This is a genomic window from Actinoplanes auranticolor (genome assembly GCF_018332655.1).
GTDB classification, from domain to species: domain Bacteria; phylum Actinomycetota; class Actinomycetes; order Mycobacteriales; family Micromonosporaceae; genus Actinoplanes; species Actinoplanes auranticolor.
This window is the reverse complement of record NZ_BOQL01000066.1, coordinates 177,788-202,965: the sequence shown is the minus strand read 5'-3', so window position 1 is coordinate 202,965 and position 25,178 is coordinate 177,788. Positions and strand designations below refer to the sequence as shown.

Here is a 25,178-nt window from a genome sequence, read left to right as displayed (position 1 = left end):
GTTCCGGGTGCGGCGGGGTGGCGCCGTGCCGACTCTTCGGTCGGCGGCCATCCGGGCGTTGCGGCTCGGCCACGCATCCACCACCGTGGAGCCCATACATTGCCCGTGGTCTATCCATACGGCGAAGGTGGGCACACATGCTGGGTAAGGGCCGGATCGCGGCCGCGCTGTCGGTAGCGCTGGTATCCATCGGGCTCGCAGCGCCGGCACCCGCCGGTGCCGCGATCAGCCGGGCTGACCTGGCGCTGCGCTGGGCGCCCATCCACTACCAGGACGTCGACGCCACCGGGAGCCACGCCCTGGGCGGCAAGGCGGACTACCTGACCAAGGTGAACTTCGACGGCGACTGGAACGGGCGCAACAACTGGGACCGCGCCGCCGACTCCGGCGCGTCGTTCTCGGCGGCGGCGTACTACTCGGTGGCGGAGACCAGCACGCACTGGTACGTCACCTACTTCTTCTTCCACCCCCGGGACTGGGCCGACCACCCGTTCTTCGAGACCGAGCACGAGAACGACGGCGAGGGCGTGCTGCTCGCGATCCAGAAGGACGGCTCCCCGTACGGGGTGCTGCGCTCCGCGGTCACCGTGGCACACACGAGCTTCTACTCGTACACGCCCAGCGGCAGCACCTGGACCGGCGGCCGTGAGACGGTCGACGGCACGCTGCAGTTGCAGTCGTCGCCGCACGACTCGTTCCAGCACCCGGTCACCGCGCAGGAGGTCCAGGGCCACGGCCTCAAGGCGTACCCGCAGTACGCCATCAACGGCGACGGCATCGTCTACTACCCGGCGACCGAGGGCGAGACGCCCAGCAGCACCAACGACCGCGACGTGCGCTACGAACTGATCGACATCTTCGCGGCGGGCGGCCTGTGGGCCCAGCGCGACAACACCAGCCTGTACGCCAACCTGGGCACCTTCGCCGGTGACACCTCGGGCGGCTGCGGCGTGGGCACGTACTCGTGCGGCACCAACTCGGCCAACGCGCCGTGGGGCTGGGACGACGGCGACGACCTGCCGGGCCGCGGGGAGATCGCCACCGACCCGGCCAAGCTGTCCGCCGAGTACTTCGCCGTGCCGGGCGAACTGGCGCGGGGGTACACGTACAACCCGTACACGGCGGAGAAGGCCGACCTGCGCGAGGCCGCCCGGACCGCCCCGGCCGTCACCGACTGACGGCGCAGCCGGCGGCCGGGGAACCTCCCGGCCGCCGGTGCGGTGCGGGGTTGCAGTGCGCCGGTGGTGGCCATGGCATAGAAATTGATGCATGGATGCGACGGAGATCGCGCGCGCGTGGTTCGCCATGTGCCGCACGGGGGACGAGAAGCGGCTGACCGAGCTGGTCACCGACGACTTCGTGGCGCACGGGCCGGGTGGCAGCGGCGACCTGGCCGCCTTCACGACGTGGCTGCGCTGGTACCCGGCTGCGTTCGCGGACCAGCAGCCCGTGGTGGAGGACGTGATCTCCAGCGGGGACAAGCTGGTGGTGCGCTACACGATCCGCTCGACGTACCGGGGTGGCTATCTCGATCTGCCGCCGGGGGACCAGCGGGTGCGCGAGACCGGGATCATCATCTTCCGGCTGACCGGCGGGAAGGTGGCCGAGAGCTGGTTCGAGGGCAACGATCTCGAGGTGGCCCAGCAGATCGGCGGCCGGATCACCCCGGCCTGAGCTGGTTCACCTTGGCCTGAGCTGAATCACCTTGGCCTGAGCCGGTTCATCCTGGCCTGAGCCGGATCGCCTTGGCCTGAGCTGGTTCACCTTGGCCTGAGCCGGATCATCCTGGCCTGGGCCGGCCGGCCTCCGGGCCCGGCTTAGCTCGGGGCCGACTGGGCCTGGCGCTGCTCGGCCTTGGGGATTGCCTTGCGCCGGCGGCCGCCTGGCCCGGGTGTCATGCCCGGCTGCGGCCTGGCCGGGCCGCCCTTGGGTGCGCGGCCCGGCGCGGCCGGTTCGGCTCAGCCGGCTCGGGTCAGTCGGCTCGGCTCGGCTGGCCCGCTCAGTCGGCTCGGCTCAGCTGGCCCGCTCAGCCGGCTCGGCTCAGCCGGGCCGGGTCAGCCGGCCCGCTCAGCCGCCCCAGCGGTCCGCGTGCAGGGCCAGCCGCAGCGGCCGGCGCCGCCGCCAGCCGTGCCGTTCCAGGTCCGGCACGTCCTCCAGGTGGCTGACCGGGCCCAGGCACAACCACGCCACCGGCCGCACCCCGCCCGGAATGCCCAGCAGATCGCGCAGGAACTCCTCGCGGTAGAAGGACACCCACCCGACGCCCAGGCCCTCGGCCGTGGCCGCCAGCCACAGGTTCTGGATGGCCAGGCACACCGAGTACAGCCCGGCGTCGGCGATGGCGTGCCGGCCCAGCACCGCCGGACCACCCCGGGCCGCGTCGTAGGTCACCACCACCGACAGCGTCGACTCCAGGATCCCGTCGATCTTGATGCCGGCGAACCGCCGTGCCGCGTCGCCGTCCAGGGTGGCGGCGAAGGTTTCCCGTTCGGTGTGTACGTGCGTGTGGAACGTCTGCCGCAGCTGCGGGTCGCGGACCAGGATGAAGTCCCACGGCTGCGACAGCCCTACGCTCGGCGCGGCGTGCGCCGCCGTCAGGATCCGGTCCAGCGCGGCCTCGGGCAGGGGCTCGCCGGTGAACTGGCCGCGGACGTCGCGGCGGCGGTTGATGGTCTCGTACAGGTCGTGGATCATGGCAGGCTCCCGCTGCGCTCGGGCCCCGGGCACGCCGGGGCCACCGGACGCGAGGCCGGTCTTCGGACTCCCGGATCAGCGCCTCACCGCCCGCCTTCCCAGCCGTCCGGCCAGTGGCTGCGCACCGGGATGCGCGTGGGCGGCAGCTCCCCGGTCACCGCGGCGGGCCCGTGCCGGATTCCCACCGGCTTCCCGATTCTCCCCACCCGCGAGCGGGGCACCTCGCAACAAGTTCGTGCCGGGCGACACGCTACCGCCGCGGGGGACCACCACGGCAAGCCGGTTGACCGATCCCGGCCCATCAGCAATAGTAAGGCTCGTGCCTAAGTATTACGACGAGCTCGACGCCGTGCTCCGCGCGCTCGCGGATCCGACGCGCCGGGCCGTCGTGGAACGGCTGGCGAGATCGCCGGCCGTCGTCTCCGAGCTCGCGGCCCCGTTCTCGATGGCGTTGCCCTCGCTCATGCAGCACTTGCGCGTCCTCGAGAGCGCGGGACTGATCACGTCGCAGAAGGAGGGACGCGTCCGCACCGTGAGCCTGCGACCGGGCGCTCTCGACGTCCTGCACCTGTGGCTCGACGAGCAGCGCACCCCCGCGGAGCGCCAGGCCGACCGGCTCGGCATCCACCTGACCCGTACCAATCCGAAGGAAACCTGACATGACCCGCGTTCGTATCGACCTGTTCGCTTCGCTCGACGGCTACACCTCGGCCGGTCAGGCCCCGGACAACCCGATGGGTGCGGACTGGGGGCGTCTCACGACGGCCTATGCCGCGACCCGTACGTTCCACGAGCGCGTCCTCGGCGACACCAGCGGCGCGGGCACGACCGGCGTCGACGACTCCTACGTCGCCGCGCACTTCGAGGGCATCGGGGCCGAGATCATGGGCGCGGCCATGTTCGGCCTGCACACGTTCCCCGACGACCCGGACTGGAAGGGCTGGTGGGGTGACCAGCCGCCGTTCGGCACCCCGGTCTACGTCCTGACCCACACCGCGCCGCGTCCGTCGCTCCCGATGCCGGGCGGCACGACGTTCCACTTCCGCAGCACCGCCATCGAGGACGTCCTCGCCGAGGCGACCGAGGCCGCCGGCGGCCTCGACGTGCGCGTCGGCGGCGGGGTCAGCACCGCCCGCGACTTCCTGCGCGCCGGCCTGGTCGACCACCTGCACCTCATGATCGCCCCGATCCTGCTCGGCCGGGGCACCCGGCTCTGGGACGACCTGCGCGGCCTCGACCTCACCCACAAGGTGACCACGGAAGTGGCCGAGAGCGGCACCATCCACGTCACCTTCACGCGATAGGACGCCCGCGATGACGATCGAACGCCGACTCGCCCGCGCCGGGTTCACCCTGACCCGCGACTATCCGGTTCCCGTCGCGCGCGTCTGGGACTCGTTCGCCCTGGAGGAGCAGAAGCGGGCCTGGTGGGGCGGCGGCGACGCTGTGGAGCCCCGGGAGTGGGCGTTCGACTTCCGCCTGGGCGGGCGCGACGTCGCCGAGGGGCAGTTCCACGAGGGTCCGCTCTCCCGGTACGAGGCCACGTACACCGACATCGTCGAGCACGTCCGCATCGTCACGACGTACGACATGTGGCTCGACGGGATCCACATGTCGACCTCGGTGGCGTCGCTGGAGTTCGAGCCGCTCGCCGAGGGCACCCGGTTCACGCACGCCGAGCACGGCGTCTTCTTCGACCAGTTCTGGGCCGACGGGCCGGACCGCGAGCACGGCACTCGGGGCCTGCTCGACGCTCTGGGCAAGCACCTCGGGTGACGGGCAAGCACCTCGGGTGACGCGCAGGGGCGTCAGCGGCCCAGGATGTCGTCGAGCCAGGCGTTGCGGAAGGTCCCCCGCGGGTCGTACTCAGCAACCAGGGCCTGGAAGTCGGCGAAGCGGGGGTAGCGGCTGCGGACCGTGGCCGCGTCCTCGGTGAAGACCTTGCCCCAGTGCGGGCGGGCCTCCAGCGGCGCGAGCTGCTCCTCGAGCGCCGCCACCGCCGGGAGGACCGCCGCCGTGTCGGCGATCCAGGTGAAGTGCAGGCCGAGGCTGGCGCGTTCGTAGTTCATGCTCAGCCACAGGTCGTCGGCCGCCACCGTGCGGATCTCGTTCACCTGCAGGACCGGGACGATCTTCTCCCGCACGCGGGCCACCGCGTCGATCGCCTCCAGGGCGCGGTCGAACGGCACCATCCACTCCGACTGCAACTCCGCGCCGGTGCTGGGGGTGAACTCCATCTTGAAGTGCGGCAGCCGGGCGTGCCACGGCCCCGGCACGCCGAACTGGTCGGTGCTGTTGTCCGCCGGCACTCCGGGCACCGGGTGGCGCTTGCCGTCGGCCGGGCGGGCGCCGAAGAGCGGGCCTTCCGGCAGCTCGTCCGTGCGCTTGAACCAGGCGTGGTTGATGTCCGTGGTCTGCCAGTTGGTGAACAGGCTGACGCTGTACCCGGCCGCGAGGATCTCCGGCAGGTGCTGCTCCAGCGACGCGCGGGGCAGGTCGTCGTAGACGTACTGGCGGATCTCGAACGCGGGCACCACGTCGAGGGTCAGCGCGGTCACCACACCGAGGGCGCCCAGGCCGACCACCGCGCCCGCGAAGCCCTCATCGCCGCGGCGCAGGGTCACCAGCTCGCCGTCGCCGCGGATCAGCTCGATCGCCGCGACGGAGGTGGCCAGGTTGCCGTGGCGGACGCCGGAGCCGTGGGTGGCCGTGGTGACCGCGCCGGCGACCGAGATGTGCGGCAGCGACGCCATGTTGTGCACGGCCAGGCCGTGGGCATCGAGGCGGCCGACGAGTTCGCCGTACCGGATGCCGCCGTCGACCCGCACGGTCCGGCGGTCCTCGGCGATCTCCACGGTCCGGGGCATGCTGCTCAGGCTGACCAGGTCGCCGGTCGTGTCGGCCATCCGGTTGAAGGAGTGGCCGCTGCCCAGCACGCGCAGCGGACCGCCGGCCCGGACGAGCTCCTGCAGCTCCGGCAGCGCCGCCGGCCGGTGCAGCCGGCGGGCGCCGAAGGTGATGTTGCCGGCCCAGTTGGTCACCACGTTGCTCACCGGTCCAGCCTAGGCCGTGCCGATCAGGAATTCACCGCCACGGGCGCCGCCACCGGCTCGGTCGCGGTGACCGGGGTCTCAGTGACCGGGCGCTGCCAGCGGGTCGCCTTCACCTTGCGGCCGCTGACCGGGCGCGGCCCGTCGGCCAGGGCCTTGGCCTCGCCGCGGTTGGGCAGCGAGAGCCGGAAGACCTTGTACCAGGCGGAGCCGACCTGCCGGGGCAGCGAGCCGCTGGTGTACGAGAGGCCGTAGCGCTGGAACAGGTCGCGGATCTGCGGCGCGATCTCCTGGTACCGGTTGCTGGGCAGGTCCGGGAACAGGTGGTGCTCGATCTGGTACGACAGGTTGCCGGTCATGATGTGCATCGCCCGGTTGCCGTCGATGTTGGCCGAGCCGAGCATCTGGCGCAGGTACCACTCGCCGCGGGTCTCGCCCTCGATCGAGGTGCGCTCGAAGGTCTCCACGCCCTCCGGGAAGTGGCCGCACATGATCACCGAGTGGGTCCACAGGTTGCGCACCAGGTTGGCGGTGGCGTTGGCGGCGATCGTGGTCAGCCAGGAGCCGGTCAGCGCGGACAGCGCCGGGTGCACGCCGTAGTCCTTGAGCAGCTGCTTGCCGATCTTGCGGCGGACCTGCTTGAGCCGCTCCTTGAACTGCGGCGACTGGCGGCGCTTCTTGGTCTTGAGGTTCTTGCCGAGCTCCAGGTCGTACGCGGCGATGCCGTACTCGAAGAAGCAGGCGTTGACGAAGTTCCAGAGCGGCTGGCCGAGATGGATCGGGCTCCAGCGCTGCTGCTCGTCGACGCGCATGATGCCGTAGCCGAGGTCGTTGTCCTTGCCGATCACGTTGGTGTACGTGTGGTGCAGCTCGTTGTGCGAGTGCTTCCACTGCTCCGACGGCGAGGCGTTGTCCCACTCCCAGGTGGTCGAGTGGATCTTCGGGTCGCGCATCCAGTCCCACTGGCCGTGCATGACGTTGTGCCCGATCTCCATGTTCTCGAGGATCTTGGCAACCGACAGGCCGGCCGTGCCGAGCAGCCACGCGGGCGGGAAGATCGACACCAGCAGGACCGCGCGGCTGGCGAGCTCGAGCCGGCGCTGGGTGCTGATCACCCTGCGGATGTACCGGGCGTCGCGCTCACCGCGGCTCGCCACGATCTCGTCGCGCAGGGCGTCCAGCTCGCGGCCGATGGCCTCGATGTCCTCGGGGGTCAGGTGCGCGATCGGGTTCTCGGGCTTGCGCTGCAGAGTGGTCACGGCAGTCCTCGGTTTCCTTGTGAAGCTGAGCTGGAGCGGGGGAGCGGGAGCGGAGTCTCAGTGGTCCAGGTGGCAGTTGCCGGCGGCGGCCGAGATGCACGTCTGCACCAGGACGTTGTCGCCTTCGACGGCGGTGGTGATCGAGCCGTCGCGCAGGTCGCGCACGGCACCCTCGGTCATCGGCAGCACGCAGCTGAAGCAGATGCCCATCCGGCAGCCGGACGGCATCAGCACGCCCGCGGCCTCGCCGGCCTCCAGCAGCGGCGTGCTGCCGTCGGCGTCGACGACCGTGCCGGTGCGGCCGAAGGTGACCTTGCCGCCGTCGCCGGTCGCGATGACGGTCGGGCGGAACCGTTCGACGTGCAGCTGGGTGATGCCGGCCTCGGCGAAGTGCGCGCCCAGGTCGTCCAGCATCTCGTTGGGGCCGCAGGCCCAGGTGTGCCGCTCGGCCAGGTCGGGGACCAGGGTGGCCAGCTCGGGCGGGGCGATCCGGCCGGCGGTGGCGGTGTGCCGCTCGACGAAGCGGATCCGGCCCGCGGCGGCCAGCGTGCGCAGCTCGTCGCCGAAGACGACGGCCTCGCGTTCCCGCGCCGAGTGCACGAGCACGACGTCGTCCAGCTCGTGCAGGGCGCTGCGCAGGATGCCCATGACCGGGGTGATGCCGCTGCCGGCCGTCACGAACAGGACCTTCGCCGGGCGGGCGGCCGGCAGGGTGAAGTCGCCGGCCGGCTGGTCCAGGTGCACCAGCATGCCGCGCCGGGCGTGGCGGATCAGGTAGTTGCTGACCACGCCGTCCTTGACGGCGTTGACGGTCACGGAGAGCCGGCCCGGTGCGCTGGTCACCGAGTACGCGCGCCACAGCCGGACACCGTCGACGTCGACGCCGATGCGGATGTACTGACCGGGCTCGGGCCGCCGGAAGTTGCGGCCGGGCCGCAGCACCAGGGTCACCGCGTCGCGGGTCTCGGGCCGGACCGCTTCGATCCGGGCGCGCAGGACGCTCGCGTTGCGCAGGGGCGCGATCACGTCGAGGTAGTCAGCCGGCACCACCGGTGTCGTGAGGAGCTCCACGACCCGCCAAGCACCCGATCGCAGGGTATGAGTCACCGCCATGCCTCAAGCCTGCGTTGATCTCGGCACGAATGCCTGACCCGGTCAAGGGAATTTGACGGCAGGTTATTGTTCGTAGCGAACAAAAGGGGGTCGCGGTGAGTGATGTGAAGGACTTCCGCCTATCCGCCGAGGCGGTCGCGCCGCTGCGGCATGCGCTGCCGGCGGTGGCCACCCAGACCGTGGAGGCGATCACCGAAGGCGTGCCAGCGTACGCGAAGGCCTTCGCCGGCGAGCTCGGCCCGCAGATCGAGAAGGCGGTCCGGGCGGCGCTGGCCACCTTCCTGAACCTGGTGTCGCGCTCGGCCGGCAAGGGGCGCGGCTCACCGCTGACCCCGGCCCTGGAGGCCGCGTACGCGCTGGGCCGGGGGGAGGCCCGCAACGGGCGCAGCCTGGACTCCCTGCTGGCGGCGTACCGGCTGGGGGCCCGGGTCGCGTGGCGTGAGCTGGCCGCGATCAGTGTGCGGGCCGGGCAGGACTCGGCGACCATCGCGCACTTCGCCGAGCAGGTCTTCGCGTACATCGACGAGCTCTCCGCGGCCAGCGTGGCCGGGCACGCCGACGAGCTGGCCAGCTCCGGCCGGGTCCGCCGGCACCTGCTGGAACGCCTGGCCCAGGCCCTGCTGGCCGGCGAGCCCGCGCACGTGGTGACCGCGGCCGCCGAGCGCGCCGAATGGGTGCCGCCGCAGACCCTGACCGCGGTGCTGGTGCCCGAGCCGTTCGCCCGTTCGGTGCTCGACCTGGTGGACGCCCGCACCCTGCAGGTGGCCGAGGCCGGCCCGGACGAGACCTCGGTGCTGCTGGTCCCGGACGCCCAGGGCCCGTCGCGCATCCACCTGATGCGGCTGCTGGCCGGGCGGGGCGCGACCGTCGGACCGGTCCGGCCCTGGTTGCAGGCCCGCGACTCGCTGGCCCGGGCCGTGCGGACCTCCCGGTTCGCGCCGAGCGCCGGGGGAGCGGTGGTCGACACCGAGGACCACCTCGTCGGGCTCATCGTCACCGCCGACCCGCAGGCCCTGGCCGACCTGCGGGCCAAGGTGCTGGCCCCGCTGGCCGGGGAGAAGGAGCCGGTGGCGGCCAAGCTGGCCGAGACGCTGCGCGCCTGGTTGCAGCACCAGGGCCGCCGCGACGAGGTCGCCGCCGCGCTCTTCGTGCACCCGCAGACGGTGCGCTACCGGATGACGCAGCTGCGCGAGCTGTACGGCGACCGCCTGCGCGACCCGCAGTGGCTGCTGGAACTGACCGTCGCCCTGGCGCTCGAGCCCGCCTGAGCCGCCGTCCGCCGAACGAATGACCACCGTGGCCCGGCCGCCGCGCCACGCTTAGGGTCAGCGCGGATGCGACGAACGGGGACAAGTATGGACGATGATGACGAAGTTCTGCGGACCGGGCAGGATGTCGTCCGCGAGGTGCTGGCCGCGCTGGCTCCCGCCGAGCTGCCGTACGTGGGGACGGTGCTGGAGGCGTTTCGGATCGAGCCGTGGACCCTGGCCGGTCTGCCCGGCGGGCGGCAGTACGGGTGGGCGCCGTTCGTGCTGGGCTTCGTCGCCGAGACGGTGGTCTCGCTGGCCGAGGGCGAACCGGAGCCCGCGCCCGGGGGCCGGCTCGCGGCGCTGCTCGGCCGGTGGCGCCGCTCGCGCGCCGGCCACCTGGCGCAGGTGCCGGACCGGCCCGTGCCCGCCTTCGACCAGGCGCAGCTGCGCGCGGTGTGGGCCGCGGCGGCGGACGCGGCCACCGAGCACGGCTGCTCCCCGGGTGACCGGGAGGCGTTCGCCGCAGCGGTGGTGGCGGCGCTCTCCGTCGGTCACCTGCCCGGGCCCCGGCGGTCGCCGGACCGGCGATGACGCGGCAGCCTGCCGACTCGCCCGGAGGATCGTCACCTCGGCGACGACTCGATGTGAGCCGTCCGGGAATCCCCCGTCGTCACCTGTTCGTCAGTCGCGGGCCCGGTCCGGTGCCCGGTCGCCGGGACGGTCGGCGGCGTCGGCGACCACCCGGTCCCGGCCGGCGTGCTTGGCCGCGTACAGGTGCCGGTCGGCCCGGGACAGCAGCATCGCCGGAGTGACCCGTGGGTCGGCTGTGGCGGTCACCCCGATGCTGGCCGTGACCGGCAGGCGTCCGGTAATCGGCGTCCAGTCGTGCCCGCGCAGGGCTGCGGCCAGCCGCTCGCAGACCAGGGTCGCCGCGGTCACGCCGGTGCCCGGCAGTACCAGCAGGAACTCCTCGCCGCCCAGCCGGGCCGCGAAGGCCGGCTCGGCAACCGCCTCGGTCAGCAGCCGGCCGACCCGGCGCAGCACCAGGTCACCCGCGTCGTGCGACAGCGTGTCGTTGATCCGCTTGAAGTGGTCCAGGTCGACGATGGCCACCGCCAGCGGGCTGTGCGCCGCCACCGCCGCACCGAGCAGCACCGGCAACCGCTCGTCGGCGTAGCGGCGGTTGTGCAGGCCGGTCAGCGCGTCGCGGTGGGCCAGCTCGCGGAAGTGCTCACCGACCCGGCGGGCCTCGGTCGCCTCGAACACCGCCTGCAGCGTGCGGGCCTGGGCATCACGCTGGGCGGACTGCAGCTCGGCGAAGAACCGGTGGTACGCCACGTGGGCGTCGTACGCCTCGCGGTGCAGGTCCATGGCCGCGTACAGGGCGGCCTGTTGCTCCAGCATCGCGGCCTGGGTGGCCCGCAGCCCGCGCTCCAGGGCGAGCCGGCGGGCGGCGTCCAGATCGGCCTGGGCGGCGCTGAACTCCCCGGCGAGCCGGTGCGCCTCACTGAGCGTCAGCATCGCCTCGGGCAACGCGGCGCTGGTGCTGTGCCGGTACTCCGGATCCCGGGTCAGCGGACGCAGGATCTCCTCGACGGCCCGGTGGTCCCCGTCGGCGAGCCGGACCCGGGCGACGGTGATGAGCTGCGGTCCGTCCAGGGCGATCCCGGCTGCCGCCTGCACCTCGGCCATCCGCTCGACCGTCCGGGCCGCGGTGCCGGTGTCGCCCTCCTGGGTCGCCAGGTTGGCCAGGTTGCCGAGGATCATCAGCATCTGCTGGTGGTCACCCATCGTGGCGGCCAGCGCCAGGGCCTCCTGGTAGCGGCTCGCCGCCTCGGCGGGGGAGCCGGCCTCACCGAGCACCACGGCCAGCGTCATCAGGTGCCGGACCCGCACGGCCGCCGGATCGTCGGGACCGAGGTGGGCGACCGCCTGCACGGCGTGTCCGAGGGCGCCGGCCAGGTCACCGATGTAATAGTGGAAGTGCGTCAGTGTGCGGTGGCTGCAGGCCAGCACGTACGCGTCCCCACGCTCCAACGCCCAGGCGTTGACCTGCTGAGCGAGGGTGCCGCCCTCGGCCGTGCGCCCCTCGCGCAGCGCCGCGTCGGCCCGGATCAGCCGGGCGCGCATCGCGGTGCGCTCGTCGCCGTCGTGCTCCAGCGGCGCCGCCGCGGCGGCCGTGGCCCGGAAGTCGGTGACCGGTCGCAGCTCCAGCTCCGCGACCTCGATGCTCACAAAACGCAATGTAATGCTCACAGGTCTCGCTCGGGGCTCGAACCCCGTGGCCGGGTTTCACGGTGGGGCCGGTGGGAACAGCCTTCGCGTGGATGATCGGTATCGACTGCGGGAACGGCTCGGCGTCGGCGGCATGTCCGAGGTGTGGCGCGCGCACGACCAGGTGCTCGCCCGCGACGTGGCGGTCAAGGTACTGGCTCCCGGCGCCCCGGCGGACTCCCTGCGGCCGGCCCGCATCCGGCTGGAGGCGCGCGCCGCCGCCGGGCTGCGGCACCCCAACATCGTCGAGGTCTACGACTACGGCGAGGCCACCGACGAGGCCGGCCAGGCCCGCCCGTACGTGGTGATGGAGCTGGTCGATGGCCCGACCCTGGACGACCTCCTCAAGAGCAGGACGCTGCCCTGGGCCGCCGCCACCCGGATCGGTGCGCAGGTCGCAGCGGCGCTGGCGGCGGCACACGCCCGCGGCGTCGTGCACCGCGACGTGAAGCCCGGCAACGTGATGGTCACCCCGGACGGCGTGAAGCTGGTCGACTTCGGCATCTCGGCCGCCGCCGGTGCGGTCGACGAGACCGACGGCGAGGTGCTGGGCACCCCGGCCTACCTGGCCCCGGAGCGCCTGGACGGCGGCCCGGTCCGGGTGGCCACCGACGTGTACGCGCTCGGCCTGCTGCTCTACCGCGCGCTGGCCGGCCGGCTGCCGTGGACCGGCTCGACGGTCACCCAGATGGTCGGCAACCACCTCTACGTCGATCCGGCGCCGCTGCCCCGGATCGCCGGCCTGCCGTCCGAGGTGGCCGAGCTGGTCCGCCGGTGCCTGGCCAAGCGCCCGCAGGACCGGCCGACCGCGGCCGAGGCGGCCCGCATCCTCGGTGCGGCGGTGGGCCTGCCCGCGCCGGAAACGCTCTCCCTGCCGACGGTCGCGGCCCAGGTGGGTGCGCCGACCGTCGCCCTGAAGGCACCCGGTGCCCGCCGTCCCCGCCGCTCCGCGCTGCTGGTGGCGGCGGCCGTCACGGCGCTGGCGATGATGTCGTCGTTCACCTGGTGGCCCTCGGGGGCTCCGCGCTCGGTCCGGGCCGAGGCGGGGACCGTACCGTCCGCGCCCGCGGCGGGCCCGTCGAGTGCCGCCCCGGCACCGAAGCCGTCCGGGACACCGGCCGACCGCCCGGTGAGCCGAAAGACGGCGGTCGCGAAGCCTGTGGTGGCGTCCAAGCCGGCCGCGAAGGCCAAGTCCAACCCCAAGGCGAAGGCCAAGGTCAAGGTCAAGGTCAAGGTCACTGCCAAGGCCAAGGCCACGAAGAAGGCCAAGGCGACCAAGTCCAGCGGCAAGGGCAAGTCGAAGCAGAGCGACGAGGACGAGGACGAGGATGACGAGGAGGAGGGCGACGAGGATTAGTCCTCGGCCTGCCGCCGGTATTCCTGCGGGCTCATCCCGCGTTCGCGCTTGAAGGCCGCGCTCAGGGCGAACGCGCTGCCGTACCCGACCCGGCGGGCCACCGCCCCGATGGTGGCCTCCGGCTCGCGCAACAGGTCCGCCGCCAGGGTCAGGCGCCACGTCGTCAGGTAACTCATCGGTGGTTCGCCCACCAGGTCGGTGAACCGCCGGGCCAGCGCCGAGCGTGACACCCCGCAGCGCTGGGCCAGGCCCGCCACCGTCCACGCCTCGGCAGGCTCCTCGTGCAGCAGCCGCAGGACCGGCCCGACCACGGCGTCGTTGCGCGCCCGGTACCAGGCCGGCGCCCCGGACTCCGGCGCGGCCAGCCAGCCCCGCACCACCGCCACCAGCAGCAGGTCCAGGATCCGGTCCAGGACCAGCTCCTGGCCGGGCTCCGGACGGCTGATCTCGGCCGCGAGCAGCTCCACCGGCCCGGCCGCGCCCGCTCGCACCAGCAGCGCCGGCAACGCGTCGAGCAGCCGCCGGCTGACCTCGCTGCGCAGCTGGTACGTCCCGGTCAGCAGCAGCGTCGCGCCGTCCGGGCGGTCACCCCAGGTGCGTCCGCCCGCATCCACCGTGGCGGTCCGGTCGGGGCCGCTCAGCGTGGTGCAGGTCTGTCCGGGACCGATCAGCGTCTGCCACGGCGTGCCCGGATCGTCGGCGACCGTGTAGTGCCCCGGCCCACGGACCAGAGCCACGTCGTACGGGCTCAGCAGCACCGGCTCCCCGCCATCGGGCAGCACCCAGGCCGTGCCGCGCACCAGCGTCATCACGGTCAGCGGAGCCTCGTCCTCGATCCGCAGCGCGTACGGCGGCTCGAGCAGCGACCGCAGCAGGAACGCCCCGCGCGCCCGCGGCCCGTCCAGCAGCCCGGTCAAGGTGTCCACGCCGTCACGGTAGCGCCCGGTCCCACACGCCGGTGGCCGCCGTGGCCCGCGCGTAGTCGGCGAAGTCGCGCGGCGGGCGGCCCAGCGCGCGCTGCACCCCGTCGGCCAGGCTCGCGTTGCGGCCATCGGTGATCAGGTGGAACAGGTCGCCGAGATCCTCGGGCAGATCGTGCTCACGCAGCACCGCGGTGAACTCCTCGGGCCGCAACGCGACGAAGCTCAGGGGGCGGCCGGTGGCCTTCGCGATCTCGGCGGCGGCGTCGGCGAAGGTGAGCAGGCGGGGGCCGGTCAGCTCGTACGTCTGCCCGGCGTGCCGGGCGTCAGTGAGGGCGGCGGCCGCCACCTCGGCGATGTCGTCGGCGTCGGTGAACGGCTCGGCGGCGTCGCCCACCGGCAGGGCCAGCTCGCCCGACAGCACGGCGTCGAGCAGGAAGCCCTCGCTGAAGTTCTGGCTGAACCAGCTGGACCGCACGATCGTCCACTCCAGACCGGAGCGGCGTACGGTGTTCTCACTGACCACCGCCTGCGGCTCACCGCGGCCGGAGAGCAGGACCAACCGGCGTACGCCGCGCGCCGCCGCCCGGTCCACCAGGGCGGCGACCGTCTCCGCCGCGCCGGGCAGGGCCAGATCGGGGTAGAAGCTCAGATAGGCGGCCTGCACACCGTCGAGGGCGGCGTCCCAGGTCTGCGGGCGGTCCCAGTCGAACGGGGGTTGCGCCGAGCGTGAGCCGATGCGGACGGGCAGGCCCCGCCGGGTGAGCAGGGACGCGATCCGGCGGCCGGTCTTGCCCGTACCGCCGAGCACCAAAGTTGTCATGTCCTGAAGTCAACTGCCGCCGGCCGGGACGGGCCATGGTCCGGAGCCGCAGCTCCATACGCGAGCGTCCACATTCCGCGGCCGACTTTCGTACGGGTCACGGAAAAGTTTTGATCGCAGATGGAGAACTTTCTTCATATCGAGCCTTTCCTTTGTCCCGGCAGCTGGGCTAGCGTCGCCTCACGTAACACGGAAGACACATGGTGTTAGCGGTAGTACGTCTCTGCCTGTGGTCGGAAGGGATGCCGTATGCGCACGGGAATCTGGTTGATCGGCGCACGCGGCTCTGTCGCCGTGACCGCCATGGTCGGCGCCACCGCGCTGCGGGCCCGCCTGGTCGAGCCCACCGGTTGCGTCACCGAGCTGCCCCAGCTGCGCAGCGCCGCCCTGCCCGGGTGGGGTGAGCTGGTCTTCGGTGGCCACGACATCGTCACCACCCCGGTGCTGAAGAAGGCCGACGCCCTCGCGGCCGCCGGTGTCGTGCCCGGACGGCTGGTCGCCGCCCTCGCCGACGAGCTGACCGCCATCGACAGCGATCTGCGGCCGTTGCCCGCGGCGCCGACCCAGGCCGGCACGGCCGAGCGGATCGCCACCGACCTGCGCGAGTTCCGGGTCCGGCACGAGCTGGAGCAGATCGTGGTCATCAACGTGTCGACGACCGAGCCGCTGCCCGAGCCGCATCCCGCGCACGCCTCGCTCGCCGCGCTCACCGAGGCGCTGAGCGGGCCCGAGCCGGTCCTGCCGCCCAGTGCGCTGGCCGCGTACGCCGCCTTCACCGCGGGCTGTGCCTTCATCGACTTCACCCCGTCCACCGGCGCGCGCCTGCCCGCTCTGGCCGAGCTGGCCGAGAGTGCGGGCGTGCCGTACGCGGGCAACGACGGCAAGACCGGCGAGACGCTGGTCAAGTCGGTGCTGGCGCCGATGTTCGCGCTGCGCAACCTGCGGGTGCGCAGCTGGTCGGGGATCAACCTGCTGGGCGGGGGCGACGGCGCGAACCTGGCCGACCCCGCCGCCAACGCCGCCAAGGTGGCCAGCAAGCAGCGGGTGCTGGGCGACGCCCTCGGCTATGAGCCGGAGGGCACCAGCCGCATCGACTACGTGGCCGAGATCGGCGACTTCAAGACGGCCTGGGACCTGGTCACCTTCGAGGGCTTCCTGGGCACCGGCATGCGGATGGAGTTCACCTGGCACGGCTGCGACTCCGCGCTGGCCGCCCCGCTGGTGCTCGACCTGGCCCGCCTGACCGCCGCCGCGCACCGCGCCGGACGCGCCGGGCCGCTGAGCGAGCTGGGCTTCTTCTTCAAGGACCCGCTCGGCACCGGGCCGTCCGCGCTGGCCGAGCAGTGGGCCACTCTGGCGGCGTTCACGGCGGGGCTGACGCGATGAAGGCGCCGCTGCGTACCCTCGCGGAGCTGGTCCGGGCCCCGGCGGCGCTGTCCGTGCCGGGCGACGTCGTGGCCGGCGCGGCCGCGGCCGGCACACTCGGCGCCCGCACCGCCGGGCTGGCCGGCGCCTCCGTCTGCCTCTACTGGGCCGGGATGGCCGCCAACGACTGGGCCGACCGCGAGCTCGACGCCACCGAACGACCCGAGCGCCCGATCCCGTCCGGCCGGATCTCGGCCCCGGCGGCGCTGGGCATCGCCGCCGGGCTCACCGCGGCCGGGCTGGCCGTGGCCGGAAAGGCCGGGGGAGCGCGGGCCCTGGCGGTAGCCGTGCCGCTGGCCGCCGCGGTCTGGGCCTATGACCTGCGGGCCAAGAACACCGCGGCCGGGCCGGCGGGCATGGCCGCCTGCCGCGCCCTCGACGTGCTGCTCGGCGCGACCCCCGGCGATCCGGTACGGGCCCTGCCCGCCGCGCTGGCCGTCGCCGCCCACACGTACACGGTCACCGAGCTGTCCCGCCGCGAGGTGGCCGGCAGCGACAGCGCCGCCCTGCCGGCCACGACACTGAGCGCCACCGTGGCCCTCGCGGCAGCCGTCGCGGCCCGCGGTTCGGCGGCGACCGGCCTGCTCGCCGGCGAGTACGCGACCAGGTACGGCCGCGCCCAGGCCCGGCTGTTCACCGAACCGGGCGCGCCGGCCGTGCGCGCCGCGGTCGGTGCGGGCATCACCGCGCTGCCGTCGCTGCAGGGCGCCCTCACCGCCCGGGCCGGTCGCGGCTGGACCGGCCTCGCCCTGGCCGCCGCCGCGCCGCTCGCCCGGCTGCTCGCCCGCAAGGTGTCCCCGACATGACCGCCGATGGCCTGCGGTTCGGTTACGGCACCAACGGTTTCGCCAACCACCGCCTCACCGACGCGCTCACCGTGATCGCCGAGCTCGGCTACACCGGGGTGGCGCTGACCCTGGACCACGACCACCTCGACCCGTTCGCGCCCGGCCTGGCCGCCCGGGTGACCCGGACCGCCGACCAGCTCCGCGACCTGGGCCTCGCGGTCGTCATCGAGACCGGCGCCCGGTACCTGCTCGACCCCTGGCGCAAACACGCGCCCACGCTGCTGCACGACGATCGCAAGCTGCGGCTCGACTTCCTGCGGCGCGCGGTCGCGGTCGGCGCGGACCTGGGGGCCGAGGCCGTGTCGTTCTGGGCCGGCGTACGCCCGGACGACGTCGACGAGCGCACCGCCTGGCGCCGGCTGGTCGACGGCTGCGCGGAAGTCACCGAGGCTGCCACCGCGGCGGCCGTGCCGCTCGGCTTCGAACCCGAGCCGGGCATGCTGGTGGCCGACATCGCGGACTGGCGGCGGCTGCACGCCGAGCTCGGCGCCCCGGCGATGTTCGGCCTCACCCTCGACATCGGACACTGCCGGTGCCTGGAGCCGGTGCCCGTGCCCGACTGCGTGACCGCGGTCGCCGGACATCTGGTCAACGTGCAGATCGACGACATGGTCCGGGGCGTGCACGAGCACCTCGAGTTCGGCACCGGCGAGATCGACTTCCCGCCGGTGCTGCGGGCCCTGCGGGAGAGCGGTTACCGGGGCCTGGTCGCCGTCGAACTGCCCCGGCACTCGCACGCCGCTCCGGCCGTCGCGCGGCAGTCCCTGGCGTTCCTGCGGGCGGCCGACGAGGAGGGGCGATGACACTCGACGACCTGCGCGCCGCGCTGGCCGCCGTACCGGGAAGAGAGTGGCTGGACGACGCCCTGGCCCGCGTCCGCACCGACCCGGACACCGCCGGGCCGTTGTTCGCCCGCGCCGAGCGCAAGCTCGGCCGGGAGCCGCTGGCCGGCGACGGCGCCTGGACCGCCGGGCGGGCCGCGCGGGCGCTGCTGCTGGCCGAGCTGGCCGACCCGCAGCGGATCGTGACGCTGTACCAGCAGGGTGACGCGGCAGAACGGCTCGCCGTGCTGGCTGCCCTGCCTCTGCTGGACATCGGCGACGCCGGGGTGCCGCTGCTGCAGGACGCGCTGCGCACCAACGACGCCCGGCTCGTCGCCGCCGCGCTCGGCCCCTACGCCGCCCACCTGGACGCCGCCACCTGGCGTCAGGGCGTCGTCAAATGCGTCTTCATGGGGATCCCGCTCAGCGCCGTGGACCGGCTCGACGACCGGGCCGACCAGGAACTGGCCGGCATGCTCTCCGCCCTGGCCCAGGAGCGGGCCGCCGCCGGCCGGCGGATGCCGGACGACGCGACCGCTCTGCTCAACCGGCTCACCGTCGCCGACACCTCGAGGAAGCAGGCGTGATGCGCATCTTCGACCCGCACATCCACATGACCTCGCGCACCACCGACGACTACCGGGCGATGGCCGCCAACGGCGTGCAGGCCGTGGTGGAACCGGCGTTCTGGCTCGGACAGCCGCGCACCAACCCGGGCTCGTTCGCCGACTACTTCGACTCGCTGATCGGCTGGGAGCCGTACCGGGCGGCGCAGTTCGGCATCCGGCACCACGCCACGCTGGCCCTCAATCCCAAGGAGGCCAACGATCCGCGCTGCCGGGGCGTGCTCGACCTGCTGCCGCGCTACCTCGACAAGGACGGCGTGGTCGCGGTCGGCGAGATCGGCTACGACTCGATGACCCCGGCCGAGGACGAGGCCTTCGCCGCCCAGCTCGCCCTGGCGATCTCCTACGAGCTGCCGGCGCTGGTGCACACCCCGCACCGCGACAAGGCCGCCGGCACCCGGCGCACCCTCGACGTGGTCGCCGAGTCCGGCATCGAGCCCGGCCGGGTCGCCGTCGACCACCTCAACGAGGTCACCGTCGGCCTGGTCCGCGACTCGGGCTGCTGGATGGGCTTCTCCATCTACCCGGAGACCAAGATGTCGCCGCCGCGGATGGTCGAGATCATCAAGGCGTACGGCACCGAACGGATCCTGGTCAACTCGGCGGCGGACTGGGGCCACTCCGACCCGCTGCTGACCGTGGAGACCGGCAAGGCACTGCTGGCGGCCGGATTCACCGCCGACGACGTGGACCGGGTGCTGTGGCGCAACCCGGTCGAGTTCTACGGCCAGTCCGGGCGCCTCGACCTGTCCGAGACCACGCCGGGCGCCACCTTCGCCGGCAGCTCGATCGCCCGGGGAGGCAGTTGATGCGGCTGCGCCACCCCGACGGTCAGCTCGTGCACCTGTCGTACTGCACCAACGTGCACGCCGCCGAGGACCTCGCCGGCATCCTGGAGCAGCTCGACACGTACGCGGTGCCGATCCGCGAACGGCTCGGCGCCGACGTGCTCGGCCTGGGCCTGTGGCTCGCCGCGCCGGTGGCGGCCGGGCTGGCCTCCGACGTCGCCGACCGGCAACGGTTACGCCGTGAGCTCGACGCCCGCGGGCTGGAGGTGGTCACCCTCAACGGGTTCCCGTACCAGGCGTTCCAGGCGCCGGTCGTGAAGCACGCGGTCTACCAGCCCGACTGGAGCACCGCGCAGCGGCTCGCGTACACCCTGGATCTGGCCCGGGTCCTCGACGACCTGTTGCCCGCCGGCGCGGCCCGCGGTTCCATCTCCACCCTGCCGCTGGCCTGGCGCGACCCCTGGACCGCCGGCCGGGCCGCCGACTGCCGGCACAACCTGGACGAGCTCGCCCGCTCGCTGGCCCTGCTGGACCGGCAGATCCGGGTCGCCTTCGAGCCCGAGCCGGGCTGCGTCATCGAGAACACCGTGCAGGCGGCGGAGCTGCTCGCCGGCGTCGACACCACCCGGCTGGGCGTCTGCCTCGACCTCGCGCACCTGGCCTGCTCGTGGGAGGAGCCGGCCGACGCGCTGCGCCACCTGGCCGGCGCCGGGCTGCCGATCGTCAAGGTCCAGGTCTCGGCCGCGCTGGCCAGTGCCGACCCGCGCGCCGACGCGGCCGTGCTCGGCGAGTACGTCGAGCCGCGGTTCCTGCACCAGACCAGGGGTCCGCAGGGACTGTCCACCGACGACCTGGACGAGGCGCTCGCGCTGCCCGGCGGTGGTGACCAGCCCTGGCGGGTGCACTACCACGTGCCGTTGCACGCGCCGCCCGTAGAGCCGCTGCAGAGCACGGTCGGTGTGCTGGTCGACGCTCTGCGGCTGCTGGTGGGCGGGCCCGAGGCGTTGTGCGACCACTTCGACGTGGAGACGTACACCTGGCACGTCCTGCCGCCCGCGTCCCGGCCGCACGGACCGGCCGAGCTCGCCGCCGGGATCGCCGCCGAGCTGTTCTTCGCCCGGGCCCAGCTCACCGCGCTGGGTCTCACCGTCCAACAAGGAGTGACGCCGTGAAGCCCGTGGTCGTCCTGGACGTCGTCGGCCTGACGCCGCGGCTGCTCGAGCACATGCCGCGCCTGGCCCGGCTGGCCCGCGCCGGGTTCCAGGCCCCGCTCGGCACCGTGCTGCCCGCGGTGACCTGCTCGGTGCAGTCCACCTTCCTCACCGGCACGCTGCCCGCCGAGCACGGCATCGTCGGCAACGGCTGGTACTTCCGCGACCTCGGCGAGGTGCTGCTCTGGCGGCAGCACAACGCGCTGGTGCAGGGGGAGAAGCTGTGGGACGCGGCCCGGGCGCGCCGGCCCGGCTACACGGTGGCCAACGTCTGCTGGTGGTACGCGATGGGCGCCGACGTGGACTGGACGGTCACGCCCCGGCCGGTCTACCACGCCGACGGGCGCAAGGACCCGGACTGCTACACCTACCCGCCGGAGCTGCACGACGAGCTGACGGCCAAGCTCGGCACGTTCCCGCTGTTCAGCTACTGGGGGGCCAACGCCGGGCTGCCCTCGTCGGCCTGGATCTGCCGGGCCGCCGAGCAGATCATGGACCGCCACCACCCCGACCTGACCCTGGTCTACGTGCCGCACCTGGACTACGACCTGCAGCGCCACGGCCCGTCCTCGCCGCAGGCCGCCGCGGCTGCCGCCGAGCTCGACGTCACCCTCGGCCCGCTGCTGGACGCCGCCGCGGCTCGCGACGCCACCGTGGTGATCCTCTCCGAATACGGCATCACCGAGGTCTCCCGCCCGGTCGACATCAACCGGCTGCTGCGCAGCGAGGGCCTGCTGCAGGTCTACACCCAGGCCGGTATGGAGTACCTCGATCCGTGGACGTCGCGGGCGTTCGCCGTCGCCGACCACCAGATCGCCCACGTCTACGTCCGGGATCCCGCCGACGTCCCGGCCGTGGCGAAGCTGTGCGCCACGCTGCCCGGAGTCGCCGAGGTCCTCGACGCCGACGGACAGGCCGGACACGGGCTCGACCACGCCCGTTCCGGCGAGCTGGTGCTGGTCGCCGAGCCGGACGCCTGGTTCACCTACTACTACTGGTTGGACGACGCGGCCGCCCCGGACTTCGCCCGGCTGGTCGAGATCCACCGCAAGCCCGGCTACGACCCGGCCGAGCTGTTCTTCGACCCGGCCGGCCCGGGCGCCGCCAAGGGCCGGGCCGGCGTCGCGCTGCTGCGCAAGAAGCTGGGCATGCGGTACATGATGAGCGTGGTGGGCCTGGACGCCGGCGCCCGCGCGGTCCGCGGCTCGCACGGCCGGTTACCCACCGATCCCCGGGACGCCCCGGTGCTGATCTGCTCCGACGCCGCCGCGGCCCGGGACTCGATCGCAGCCACCGAGGTTAAGGAGCTGCTGCTCACCCTGGCCGGCCTGCCGTCATGAGCGTCGGGACCGCACCGGGCACCGAGGCCGAGCTGGCCCACCGGTGCGAGGCGGCGCTGGTCGCGTACCTGGACCGGCAGCGCCCGCACTGGCCGGACGGCACCCCGGCGGGCGTGCTCGACGCGGTCCGCCGGTTCGTGCTCTCCGGCGGCAAGCGGCTGCGGCCGATGTTCTGCTACTGGGGCTGGCGCGGGGCCGGGCAGCCGGACACCCCGCAGATCGTGGTCGCGGCGGCCGCGCTGGAGCTGTTCCACGCGTTCGCCCTGATCCACGACGACATCATGGACGGCAGCACCCTGCGCCGGGGCCAGCCGACCGTGCACCGGCACTTCGCGGAGGTCCATGCCCGGCACTCCTGGCGCGGCGAGGCCACCCGCTACGGCCACAGCGCGGCCCTGCTCTGCGGGGACCTCTGCGCGGCCTGGGCCGACCACATGCTGCACGAGTCCGGCCTGCCGGTCGACTGGATCCACCGCGGCTACCGGCTCTTCACGGTGATGCGCACCGAGGTCATCGCCGGGCAGTATCTCGACCTGGTCTCCGGCGTGGGCGACGGCTCGGTGGCGGGTGCGCTGACCGTCATCCGGATGAAGGCCGCCCGCTACACGGTGACCCGCCCGTTGCAGATCGGTGCTGCGCTGGCCGGCGGCGGCCCCGAGCTGCAGGATGCGCTGCAGGCGTTCGGCGACCCGCTGGGGGATGCCTTCCAGCTGCGCGACGACGTGCTGGGGGTCTTCGGCGACCCGGCCGTCACCGGCAAGCCGGTCATCGACGACCTGCGCGAGGGCAAGCCGACGGTGATGATCGCGATGGCCCGCGACCGCGCCGACCGCGCGCAGGCGGCCCGGATCCGCCGGCTGTTCGGCGACCCGGAGCTGGACGACACCGGCGCCGGGGAACTGCGCGAGATCATCATGGCGACCGGGGCCCGGGACCGCATCGAGAACCTGATCGGGCAGCGGTCGGCTCAGGCCACCACCGCCCTCGCCGACGCGCCGCTGACCGCCGAGGCCCGGGCCGCCCTGGCCGGGCTGGCCGCCTCCGTGGTGGTCCGGCGGCACTGAGCCTCACCGGGCCCGCCGGACGGCCGTGGCGAGGGCCGCCGTCACCGCGATCACCGCGCAGGCCCCCGCGGCGCCGGCCGGCGGCTGCCACGGCACGATCACCGGGGACCACACCGACAGCCGGCCCAGCGCGGCCCAGATGCCCGCCAGGTTCAGCATCGTGACCGCCGCGCCCAGCACCACACCGACCGCCACCACCAGCAGAGCCTCGACGGTGACCAGCCGCAGCACCTGACCGCGGGTCGCCCCGGCCAGGCGCAGCGCGGTGAATTCCGGGACCCGGCCGGAGGTCGCCATGACGAGCGTGTTGGCGAGCGCGATGGCCGTGTAGAGCAGCGCGATCCCCAGCACCACGAGCAGGCCCACCCGGGTCTGCCGTCCGGTACGCGGCGCCTGCTCCGCGAGCCACTGCTCCCGCGTCATGCCCAGCCCTGCCCCGAGGGACGGCTCGGGAACCGTCATCTCCAGGCGGTCCGGTGCCGCGCCCGGCGCGTTGGCCGGGGTCAGGTACGCGCCGTCGCCGCCCGTACCGGCGGCCAGGACCGCCGCGATGCGCAGCGTCCGCGGTGTCCCGTCGCCGAGCCAGAGGTCGACCCGGCTGCCCACGGTGTGCTGCGTCCACTCGTCGGTGACCACGATGCTGGTGTCGTCCAGGTCGGCCAGGCTGCCCGCGACCACCGGCAGGCGCCGTACCGACGCGAGCGTTTCCGCGTCCACCGCCGACGCCGGGAAGCCGACCAGCGCGACCCCCTCCTCCAGGACGTAGACCGCCGTCTGCGCGCTGGTCATGACCCGGGCTCCGGGTACGGCCCGGGCCCGGGCCACGGTGGCGGCGTCCGGGTGCTCGACGATCACGTCGGCGCGGGTCCGCTCGCCCAGCTCGGTGGCCTTGGCCGTGGTGATGGTGGCCGTCGCGCCCAGCAGCGAGCCGGCCAGCGCCACGGTGATCAGCACCGGCGCCGCGACCGCCGCGGTGCGCCGGATTCCCGCGGCGGCGTTCTCCCGGGCCAGCAGGCCGGTCACGCCGGGCAGCCGGACGGCGCGGACCAGCGGCCGGACCAGGACCGGGGCCAGCAGGGCGACGGCGGTGATCAGCAGCATCGGCTGGGTGGTGTAGGTCTTGCGGTGAAGGGCCTCGCCGGGTTCCACGACCAGCCGCCAGATCAGCAGCCCGAGCCCGGTCGCCAGCACCAGCGCACCCGCGATCCGGCGCCCCGGCGGCATGGTGCCGCTGTCCACCGCCGCCTCCCGCAGCGCCTCCAGCGGCCCGACCCGCCCGGCCCGTACGGCGGCGGTCACCGCCCCGGCCAGCGCGACCACCAGCCCGGTCCAGAAGGCCACGTGGAACGGCCAGCGGTGCGCGCCGATCACGAACCACGGCGGCGCCAGCCGCTCGTCGACCAGCAACCCGGCCAGCAGCGGCGCACCCCGGGCACCCAGCACACAACCGGCGGCCGATGCCAGTACGCCGACCACCGCGGCCTCCGCGAGCACCATCCGGCGCACCTGGCCCGGCGTCGCCCCGGCGGTCCGCAGCAGCCCCAGCTCGCGACGGCGCTGGGCGACCGCGAAGGCGAACGTGGACGCGACCACGAAGACCGACACGAACGTGGTGATCCCGCCCGCCGTGCCGAGCAGGGCGTTCACCGTCATCAGCGCCTCGGCGTCGCGATCGGGGTCGGGATCGGCCCGGCGCCGGTCGTCGCCGGTCAGCACCTGGATCACCGGCGCGGGCCCGGCCAGCGCCCGGACCGTGGCGGGATCGGCGTCCACGACGAGGTTGTCGATCCGCGGGGACAACCGCGCGGCCTCCGCGCCGGTGAAGAACATCGCCCGCTCGTACGGGGCCGGCGCGACCGTGCCGGTCACCACCCGGCCCCGCACCCGCGTGCCCGTCAGACTCGGATCGCCGCTGATCACGACCTCACCGGCCGCGGCGGGAGCCCGGCCCGCCGTGAGCCGGTAGCCGCCGTAGCGGGCCACCGGCCACGGATGACCGGTGAACCCGCCGCCGACGGCGAACGAGCGGTCGGTCACCGTGGGCACGGCGGCCGCCAGCCGCGCCGCCACCCCGGCCGGAACGCCTCGGTAGTTCGCGAGCGGCCGGTGCTTGGCGCCGACCCGCAGCTCGTCCGGTCCGCGCACCACGACCGGGGCGGTGGCCAGCCGTTCCGGGCGTTGCCGGGGAGCGTCCAGGGTGGAGGCCAGGGCGAGACCCATGGTGGCCAGCAGGGCGACGCCGAGGGTCAGAGCGACGAAGCTGCCGGTCAGCGTCACCCAGCGCGTACGCAGGCTCGCCAGTGTCACGATCATCG

The 25,178-nt window shown here is 73.7% G+C and carries 24 protein-coding genes and 1 riboswitch; of the genes, 16 read left to right on the top strand and 8 right to left on the bottom strand.

The features are described from left to right. Positions 1 to 137: 137 nt before the first annotated feature. Positions 138 to 1,178, top strand: coding sequence for a hypothetical protein (locus Aau02nite_RS37595; protein ID WP_212993388.1), 1,041 nt, complete (start codon positions 138 to 140; stop codon positions 1,176 to 1,178). A 91-nt stretch (positions 1,179 to 1,269) separates the two neighbouring features. After that, positions 1,270 to 1,674: an ester cyclase gene (locus tag Aau02nite_RS37590; protein WP_212993387.1), complete on the top strand. Its 405-nt coding sequence runs from the start codon at positions 1,270 to 1,272 to the stop codon at positions 1,672 to 1,674. A gap of 393 nt (positions 1,675 to 2,067) precedes the next feature. On the opposite strand, the gene bluB is transcribed toward Aau02nite_RS37590, so the two are convergent. Beyond that, positions 2,068 to 2,694 carry a 5,6-dimethylbenzimidazole synthase gene (gene bluB / locus Aau02nite_RS37585; RefSeq protein WP_212993386.1) on the bottom strand — a complete coding sequence of 209 codons (627 nt, stop codon included), beginning with the start codon at positions 2,692 to 2,694 and terminating at the stop codon, positions 2,068 to 2,070. 36 nt (positions 2,695 to 2,730) lie between these two features. Continuing rightward, positions 2,731 to 2,934: riboswitch (cobalamin riboswitch) on the bottom strand. Positions 2,935 to 3,013: 79 nt separating this feature from the next. On the opposite strand from bluB, the gene Aau02nite_RS37580 reads away from it, so the two are divergent. Genes Aau02nite_RS37580 through Aau02nite_RS37570 form a run of 3 tightly spaced genes read left to right on the top strand, consistent with a single transcriptional unit; the run spans position 3,014 to position 4,470 of the window. Then, entirely contained in the window at positions 3,014 to 3,352 is a 339-nt protein-coding gene (locus Aau02nite_RS37580; protein WP_212993385.1) for an ArsR/SmtB family transcription factor, read from the top strand. Position 3,353: 1 nt separating this feature from the next. Further along, entirely contained in the window at positions 3,354 to 3,998 is a 645-nt protein-coding gene (locus Aau02nite_RS37575) for a dihydrofolate reductase family protein (protein ID WP_212993384.1), read from the top strand. A 10-nt stretch (positions 3,999 to 4,008) separates the two neighbouring features. Continuing rightward, positions 4,009 to 4,470 (top strand): SRPBCC domain-containing protein, encoded by a 462-nt coding sequence (locus tag Aau02nite_RS37570; RefSeq protein WP_212993383.1) that lies wholly within the window; start codon positions 4,009 to 4,011, stop codon positions 4,468 to 4,470. A gap of 32 nt (positions 4,471 to 4,502) precedes the next feature. Here Aau02nite_RS37570 and Aau02nite_RS37565 read toward each other — a convergent pair whose 3' ends face one another. The 3 genes from Aau02nite_RS37565 to Aau02nite_RS37555 are packed head-to-tail and all read right to left on the bottom strand — an operon-like array spanning position 4,503 to position 8,116. Next, entirely contained in the window at positions 4,503 to 5,747 is a 1,245-nt protein-coding gene (locus Aau02nite_RS37565; protein ID WP_212993382.1) for a D-arabinono-1,4-lactone oxidase, read from the bottom strand. 23 nt (positions 5,748 to 5,770) lie between these two features. Further along, positions 5,771 to 7,003 (bottom strand): fatty acid desaturase family protein, encoded by a 1,233-nt coding sequence (locus Aau02nite_RS37560; protein WP_212993381.1) that lies wholly within the window; start codon positions 7,001 to 7,003, stop codon positions 5,771 to 5,773. A 57-nt stretch (positions 7,004 to 7,060) separates the two neighbouring features. Next, complete coding sequence (locus Aau02nite_RS37555; protein ID WP_212993380.1) at positions 7,061 to 8,116, bottom strand: ferredoxin reductase; 1,056 nt, start codon at positions 8,114 to 8,116, stop codon at positions 7,061 to 7,063. A gap of 95 nt (positions 8,117 to 8,211) precedes the next feature. On the opposite strand from Aau02nite_RS37555, the gene Aau02nite_RS37550 reads away from it, so the two are divergent. Next, positions 8,212 to 9,384: a PucR family transcriptional regulator gene (locus Aau02nite_RS37550; protein WP_246595736.1), complete on the top strand. Its 1,173-nt coding sequence runs from the start codon at positions 8,212 to 8,214 to the stop codon at positions 9,382 to 9,384. An 87-nt stretch (positions 9,385 to 9,471) separates the two neighbouring features. After that, entirely contained in the window at positions 9,472 to 9,957 is a 486-nt protein-coding gene (locus Aau02nite_RS37545) for a hypothetical protein (protein ID WP_212993379.1), read from the top strand. A 90-nt stretch (positions 9,958 to 10,047) separates the two neighbouring features. Here Aau02nite_RS37545 and Aau02nite_RS37540 read toward each other — a convergent pair whose 3' ends face one another. Then, positions 10,048 to 11,601, bottom strand: coding sequence for a GGDEF domain-containing protein (locus Aau02nite_RS37540; RefSeq protein WP_246595735.1), 1,554 nt, complete (start codon positions 11,599 to 11,601; stop codon positions 10,048 to 10,050). 88 nt (positions 11,602 to 11,689) lie between these two features. On the opposite strand from Aau02nite_RS37540, the gene Aau02nite_RS37535 reads away from it, so the two are divergent. Continuing rightward, the gene (locus Aau02nite_RS37535; RefSeq protein ID WP_246595734.1) at positions 11,690 to 12,997 is read left to right on the top strand and encodes a serine/threonine-protein kinase; all 1,308 of its coding nucleotides are present in this window, start codon (positions 11,690 to 11,692) and stop codon (positions 12,995 to 12,997) included. On the opposite strand, the gene Aau02nite_RS37530 is transcribed toward Aau02nite_RS37535, so the two are convergent. Further along, positions 12,994 to 13,923, bottom strand: coding sequence for an AraC family transcriptional regulator (locus tag Aau02nite_RS37530; RefSeq protein ID WP_212993376.1), 930 nt, complete (start codon positions 13,921 to 13,923; stop codon positions 12,994 to 12,996). The two genes, Aau02nite_RS37535 and Aau02nite_RS37530, sit on opposite strands and share 4 nt — an antisense overlap. A gap of 4 nt (positions 13,924 to 13,927) precedes the next feature. Then, positions 13,928 to 14,740, bottom strand: a complete 813-nt coding sequence (locus Aau02nite_RS37525) for an NAD(P)H-binding protein (RefSeq protein ID WP_212993375.1) — start codon at positions 14,738 to 14,740, stop codon at positions 13,928 to 13,930. Positions 14,741 to 14,989: 249 nt separating this feature from the next. Here Aau02nite_RS37525 and Aau02nite_RS37520 point away from each other — a divergent pair, with 249 nt between their 5' ends. Genes Aau02nite_RS37520 through Aau02nite_RS37485 form a run of 8 tightly spaced genes read left to right on the top strand, consistent with a single transcriptional unit; the run spans position 14,990 to position 22,863 of the window. Beyond that, positions 14,990 to 16,126: an inositol-3-phosphate synthase gene (locus Aau02nite_RS37520; protein ID WP_212993374.1), complete on the top strand. Its 1,137-nt coding sequence runs from the start codon at positions 14,990 to 14,992 to the stop codon at positions 16,124 to 16,126. After that, on the top strand, positions 16,123 to 16,971 hold the full coding sequence (locus Aau02nite_RS37515; protein ID WP_212993373.1) for an SCO3242 family prenyltransferase: 849 nt from the start codon (positions 16,123 to 16,125) through the stop codon (positions 16,969 to 16,971). The genes Aau02nite_RS37520 and Aau02nite_RS37515 overlap by 4 nt, the downstream gene beginning before the upstream one ends. Further along, a complete protein-coding gene (locus tag Aau02nite_RS37510) occupies positions 16,968 to 17,816 on the top strand; it encodes a sugar phosphate isomerase/epimerase family protein (RefSeq protein ID WP_212993372.1) in 849 nt (282 codons plus the stop codon). Before Aau02nite_RS37515 ends, Aau02nite_RS37510 begins: the two co-directional genes overlap by 4 nt. Further along, a complete protein-coding gene (locus Aau02nite_RS37505) occupies positions 17,813 to 18,421 on the top strand; it encodes an EboA domain-containing protein (RefSeq protein WP_212993371.1) in 609 nt (202 codons plus the stop codon). Before Aau02nite_RS37510 ends, Aau02nite_RS37505 begins: the two co-directional genes overlap by 4 nt. Then, positions 18,421 to 19,269, top strand: coding sequence for a TatD family hydrolase (locus tag Aau02nite_RS37500; RefSeq protein WP_212993370.1), 849 nt, complete (start codon positions 18,421 to 18,423; stop codon positions 19,267 to 19,269). Before Aau02nite_RS37505 ends, Aau02nite_RS37500 begins: the two co-directional genes overlap by 1 nt. After that, entirely contained in the window at positions 19,269 to 20,420 is a 1,152-nt protein-coding gene (gene eboE / locus Aau02nite_RS37495; protein WP_212993369.1) for a metabolite traffic protein EboE, read from the top strand. The genes Aau02nite_RS37500 and eboE overlap by 1 nt, the downstream gene beginning before the upstream one ends. Next, a complete protein-coding gene (locus Aau02nite_RS37490; RefSeq protein WP_212993368.1) occupies positions 20,417 to 21,799 on the top strand; it encodes an alkaline phosphatase family protein in 1,383 nt (460 codons plus the stop codon). The genes eboE and Aau02nite_RS37490 overlap by 4 nt, the downstream gene beginning before the upstream one ends. Continuing rightward, complete coding sequence (locus Aau02nite_RS37485) at positions 21,796 to 22,863, top strand: polyprenyl synthetase family protein (protein WP_212993367.1); 1,068 nt, start codon at positions 21,796 to 21,798, stop codon at positions 22,861 to 22,863. Before Aau02nite_RS37490 ends, Aau02nite_RS37485 begins: the two co-directional genes overlap by 4 nt. 3 nt (positions 22,864 to 22,866) lie before the next feature. Here the strand turns inward: Aau02nite_RS37485 and Aau02nite_RS37480 are convergent, their stop codons facing one another. Further along, a complete protein-coding gene (locus Aau02nite_RS37480; protein ID WP_212993366.1) occupies positions 22,867 to 25,176 on the bottom strand; it encodes an FtsX-like permease family protein in 2,310 nt (769 codons plus the stop codon). Between the last annotated feature and the right edge of the window lie 2 nt (positions 25,177 to 25,178).

What these genes read in the sequence shown, in the direction of transcription:
- Aau02nite_RS37595 (WP_212993388.1), top strand. Translation starts at nt 138, where the DNA reads ATGCTGGGTAAGGGCCGGATCGCGGCCGCGCTGTCGGTAGCGCTGGTA.
- Aau02nite_RS37590 (WP_212993387.1), top strand. Translation starts at nt 1,270, where the DNA reads ATGGATGCGACGGAGATCGCGCGCGCGTGGTTCGCCATGTGCCGCACG.
- bluB (WP_212993386.1), bottom strand. Translation starts at nt 2,694, where the DNA reads ATGATCCACGACCTGTACGAGACCATCAACCGCCGCCGCGACGTCCGC.
- Aau02nite_RS37575 (WP_212993384.1), top strand. Translation starts at nt 3,354, where the DNA reads ATGACCCGCGTTCGTATCGACCTGTTCGCTTCGCTCGACGGCTACACC.
- Aau02nite_RS37570 (WP_212993383.1), top strand. Translation starts at nt 4,009, where the DNA reads ATGACGATCGAACGCCGACTCGCCCGCGCCGGGTTCACCCTGACCCGC.
- Aau02nite_RS37555 (WP_212993380.1), bottom strand. Translation starts at nt 8,116, where the DNA reads ATGGCGGTGACTCATACCCTGCGATCGGGTGCTTGGCGGGTCGTGGAG.
- Aau02nite_RS37545 (WP_212993379.1), top strand. Translation starts at nt 9,472, where the DNA reads ATGGACGATGATGACGAAGTTCTGCGGACCGGGCAGGATGTCGTCCGC.
- Aau02nite_RS37525 (WP_212993375.1), bottom strand. Translation starts at nt 14,740, where the DNA reads ATGACAACTTTGGTGCTCGGCGGTACGGGCAAGACCGGCCGCCGGATC.
- Aau02nite_RS37520 (WP_212993374.1), top strand. Translation starts at nt 14,990, where the DNA reads ATGCGCACGGGAATCTGGTTGATCGGCGCACGCGGCTCTGTCGCCGTG.
- Aau02nite_RS37515 (WP_212993373.1), top strand. Translation starts at nt 16,123, where the DNA reads ATGAAGGCGCCGCTGCGTACCCTCGCGGAGCTGGTCCGGGCCCCGGCG.
- Aau02nite_RS37510 (WP_212993372.1), top strand. Translation starts at nt 16,968, where the DNA reads ATGACCGCCGATGGCCTGCGGTTCGGTTACGGCACCAACGGTTTCGCC.
- Aau02nite_RS37505 (WP_212993371.1), top strand. Translation starts at nt 17,813, where the DNA reads ATGACACTCGACGACCTGCGCGCCGCGCTGGCCGCCGTACCGGGAAGA.
- Aau02nite_RS37500 (WP_212993370.1), top strand. Translation starts at nt 18,421, where the DNA reads ATGCGCATCTTCGACCCGCACATCCACATGACCTCGCGCACCACCGAC.
- eboE (WP_212993369.1), top strand. Translation starts at nt 19,269, where the DNA reads ATGCGGCTGCGCCACCCCGACGGTCAGCTCGTGCACCTGTCGTACTGC.
- Aau02nite_RS37485 (WP_212993367.1), top strand. Translation starts at nt 21,796, where the DNA reads ATGAGCGTCGGGACCGCACCGGGCACCGAGGCCGAGCTGGCCCACCGG.
- Aau02nite_RS37480 (WP_212993366.1), bottom strand. Translation starts at nt 25,176, where the DNA reads ATGATCGTGACACTGGCGAGCCTGCGTACGCGCTGGGTGACGCTGACC.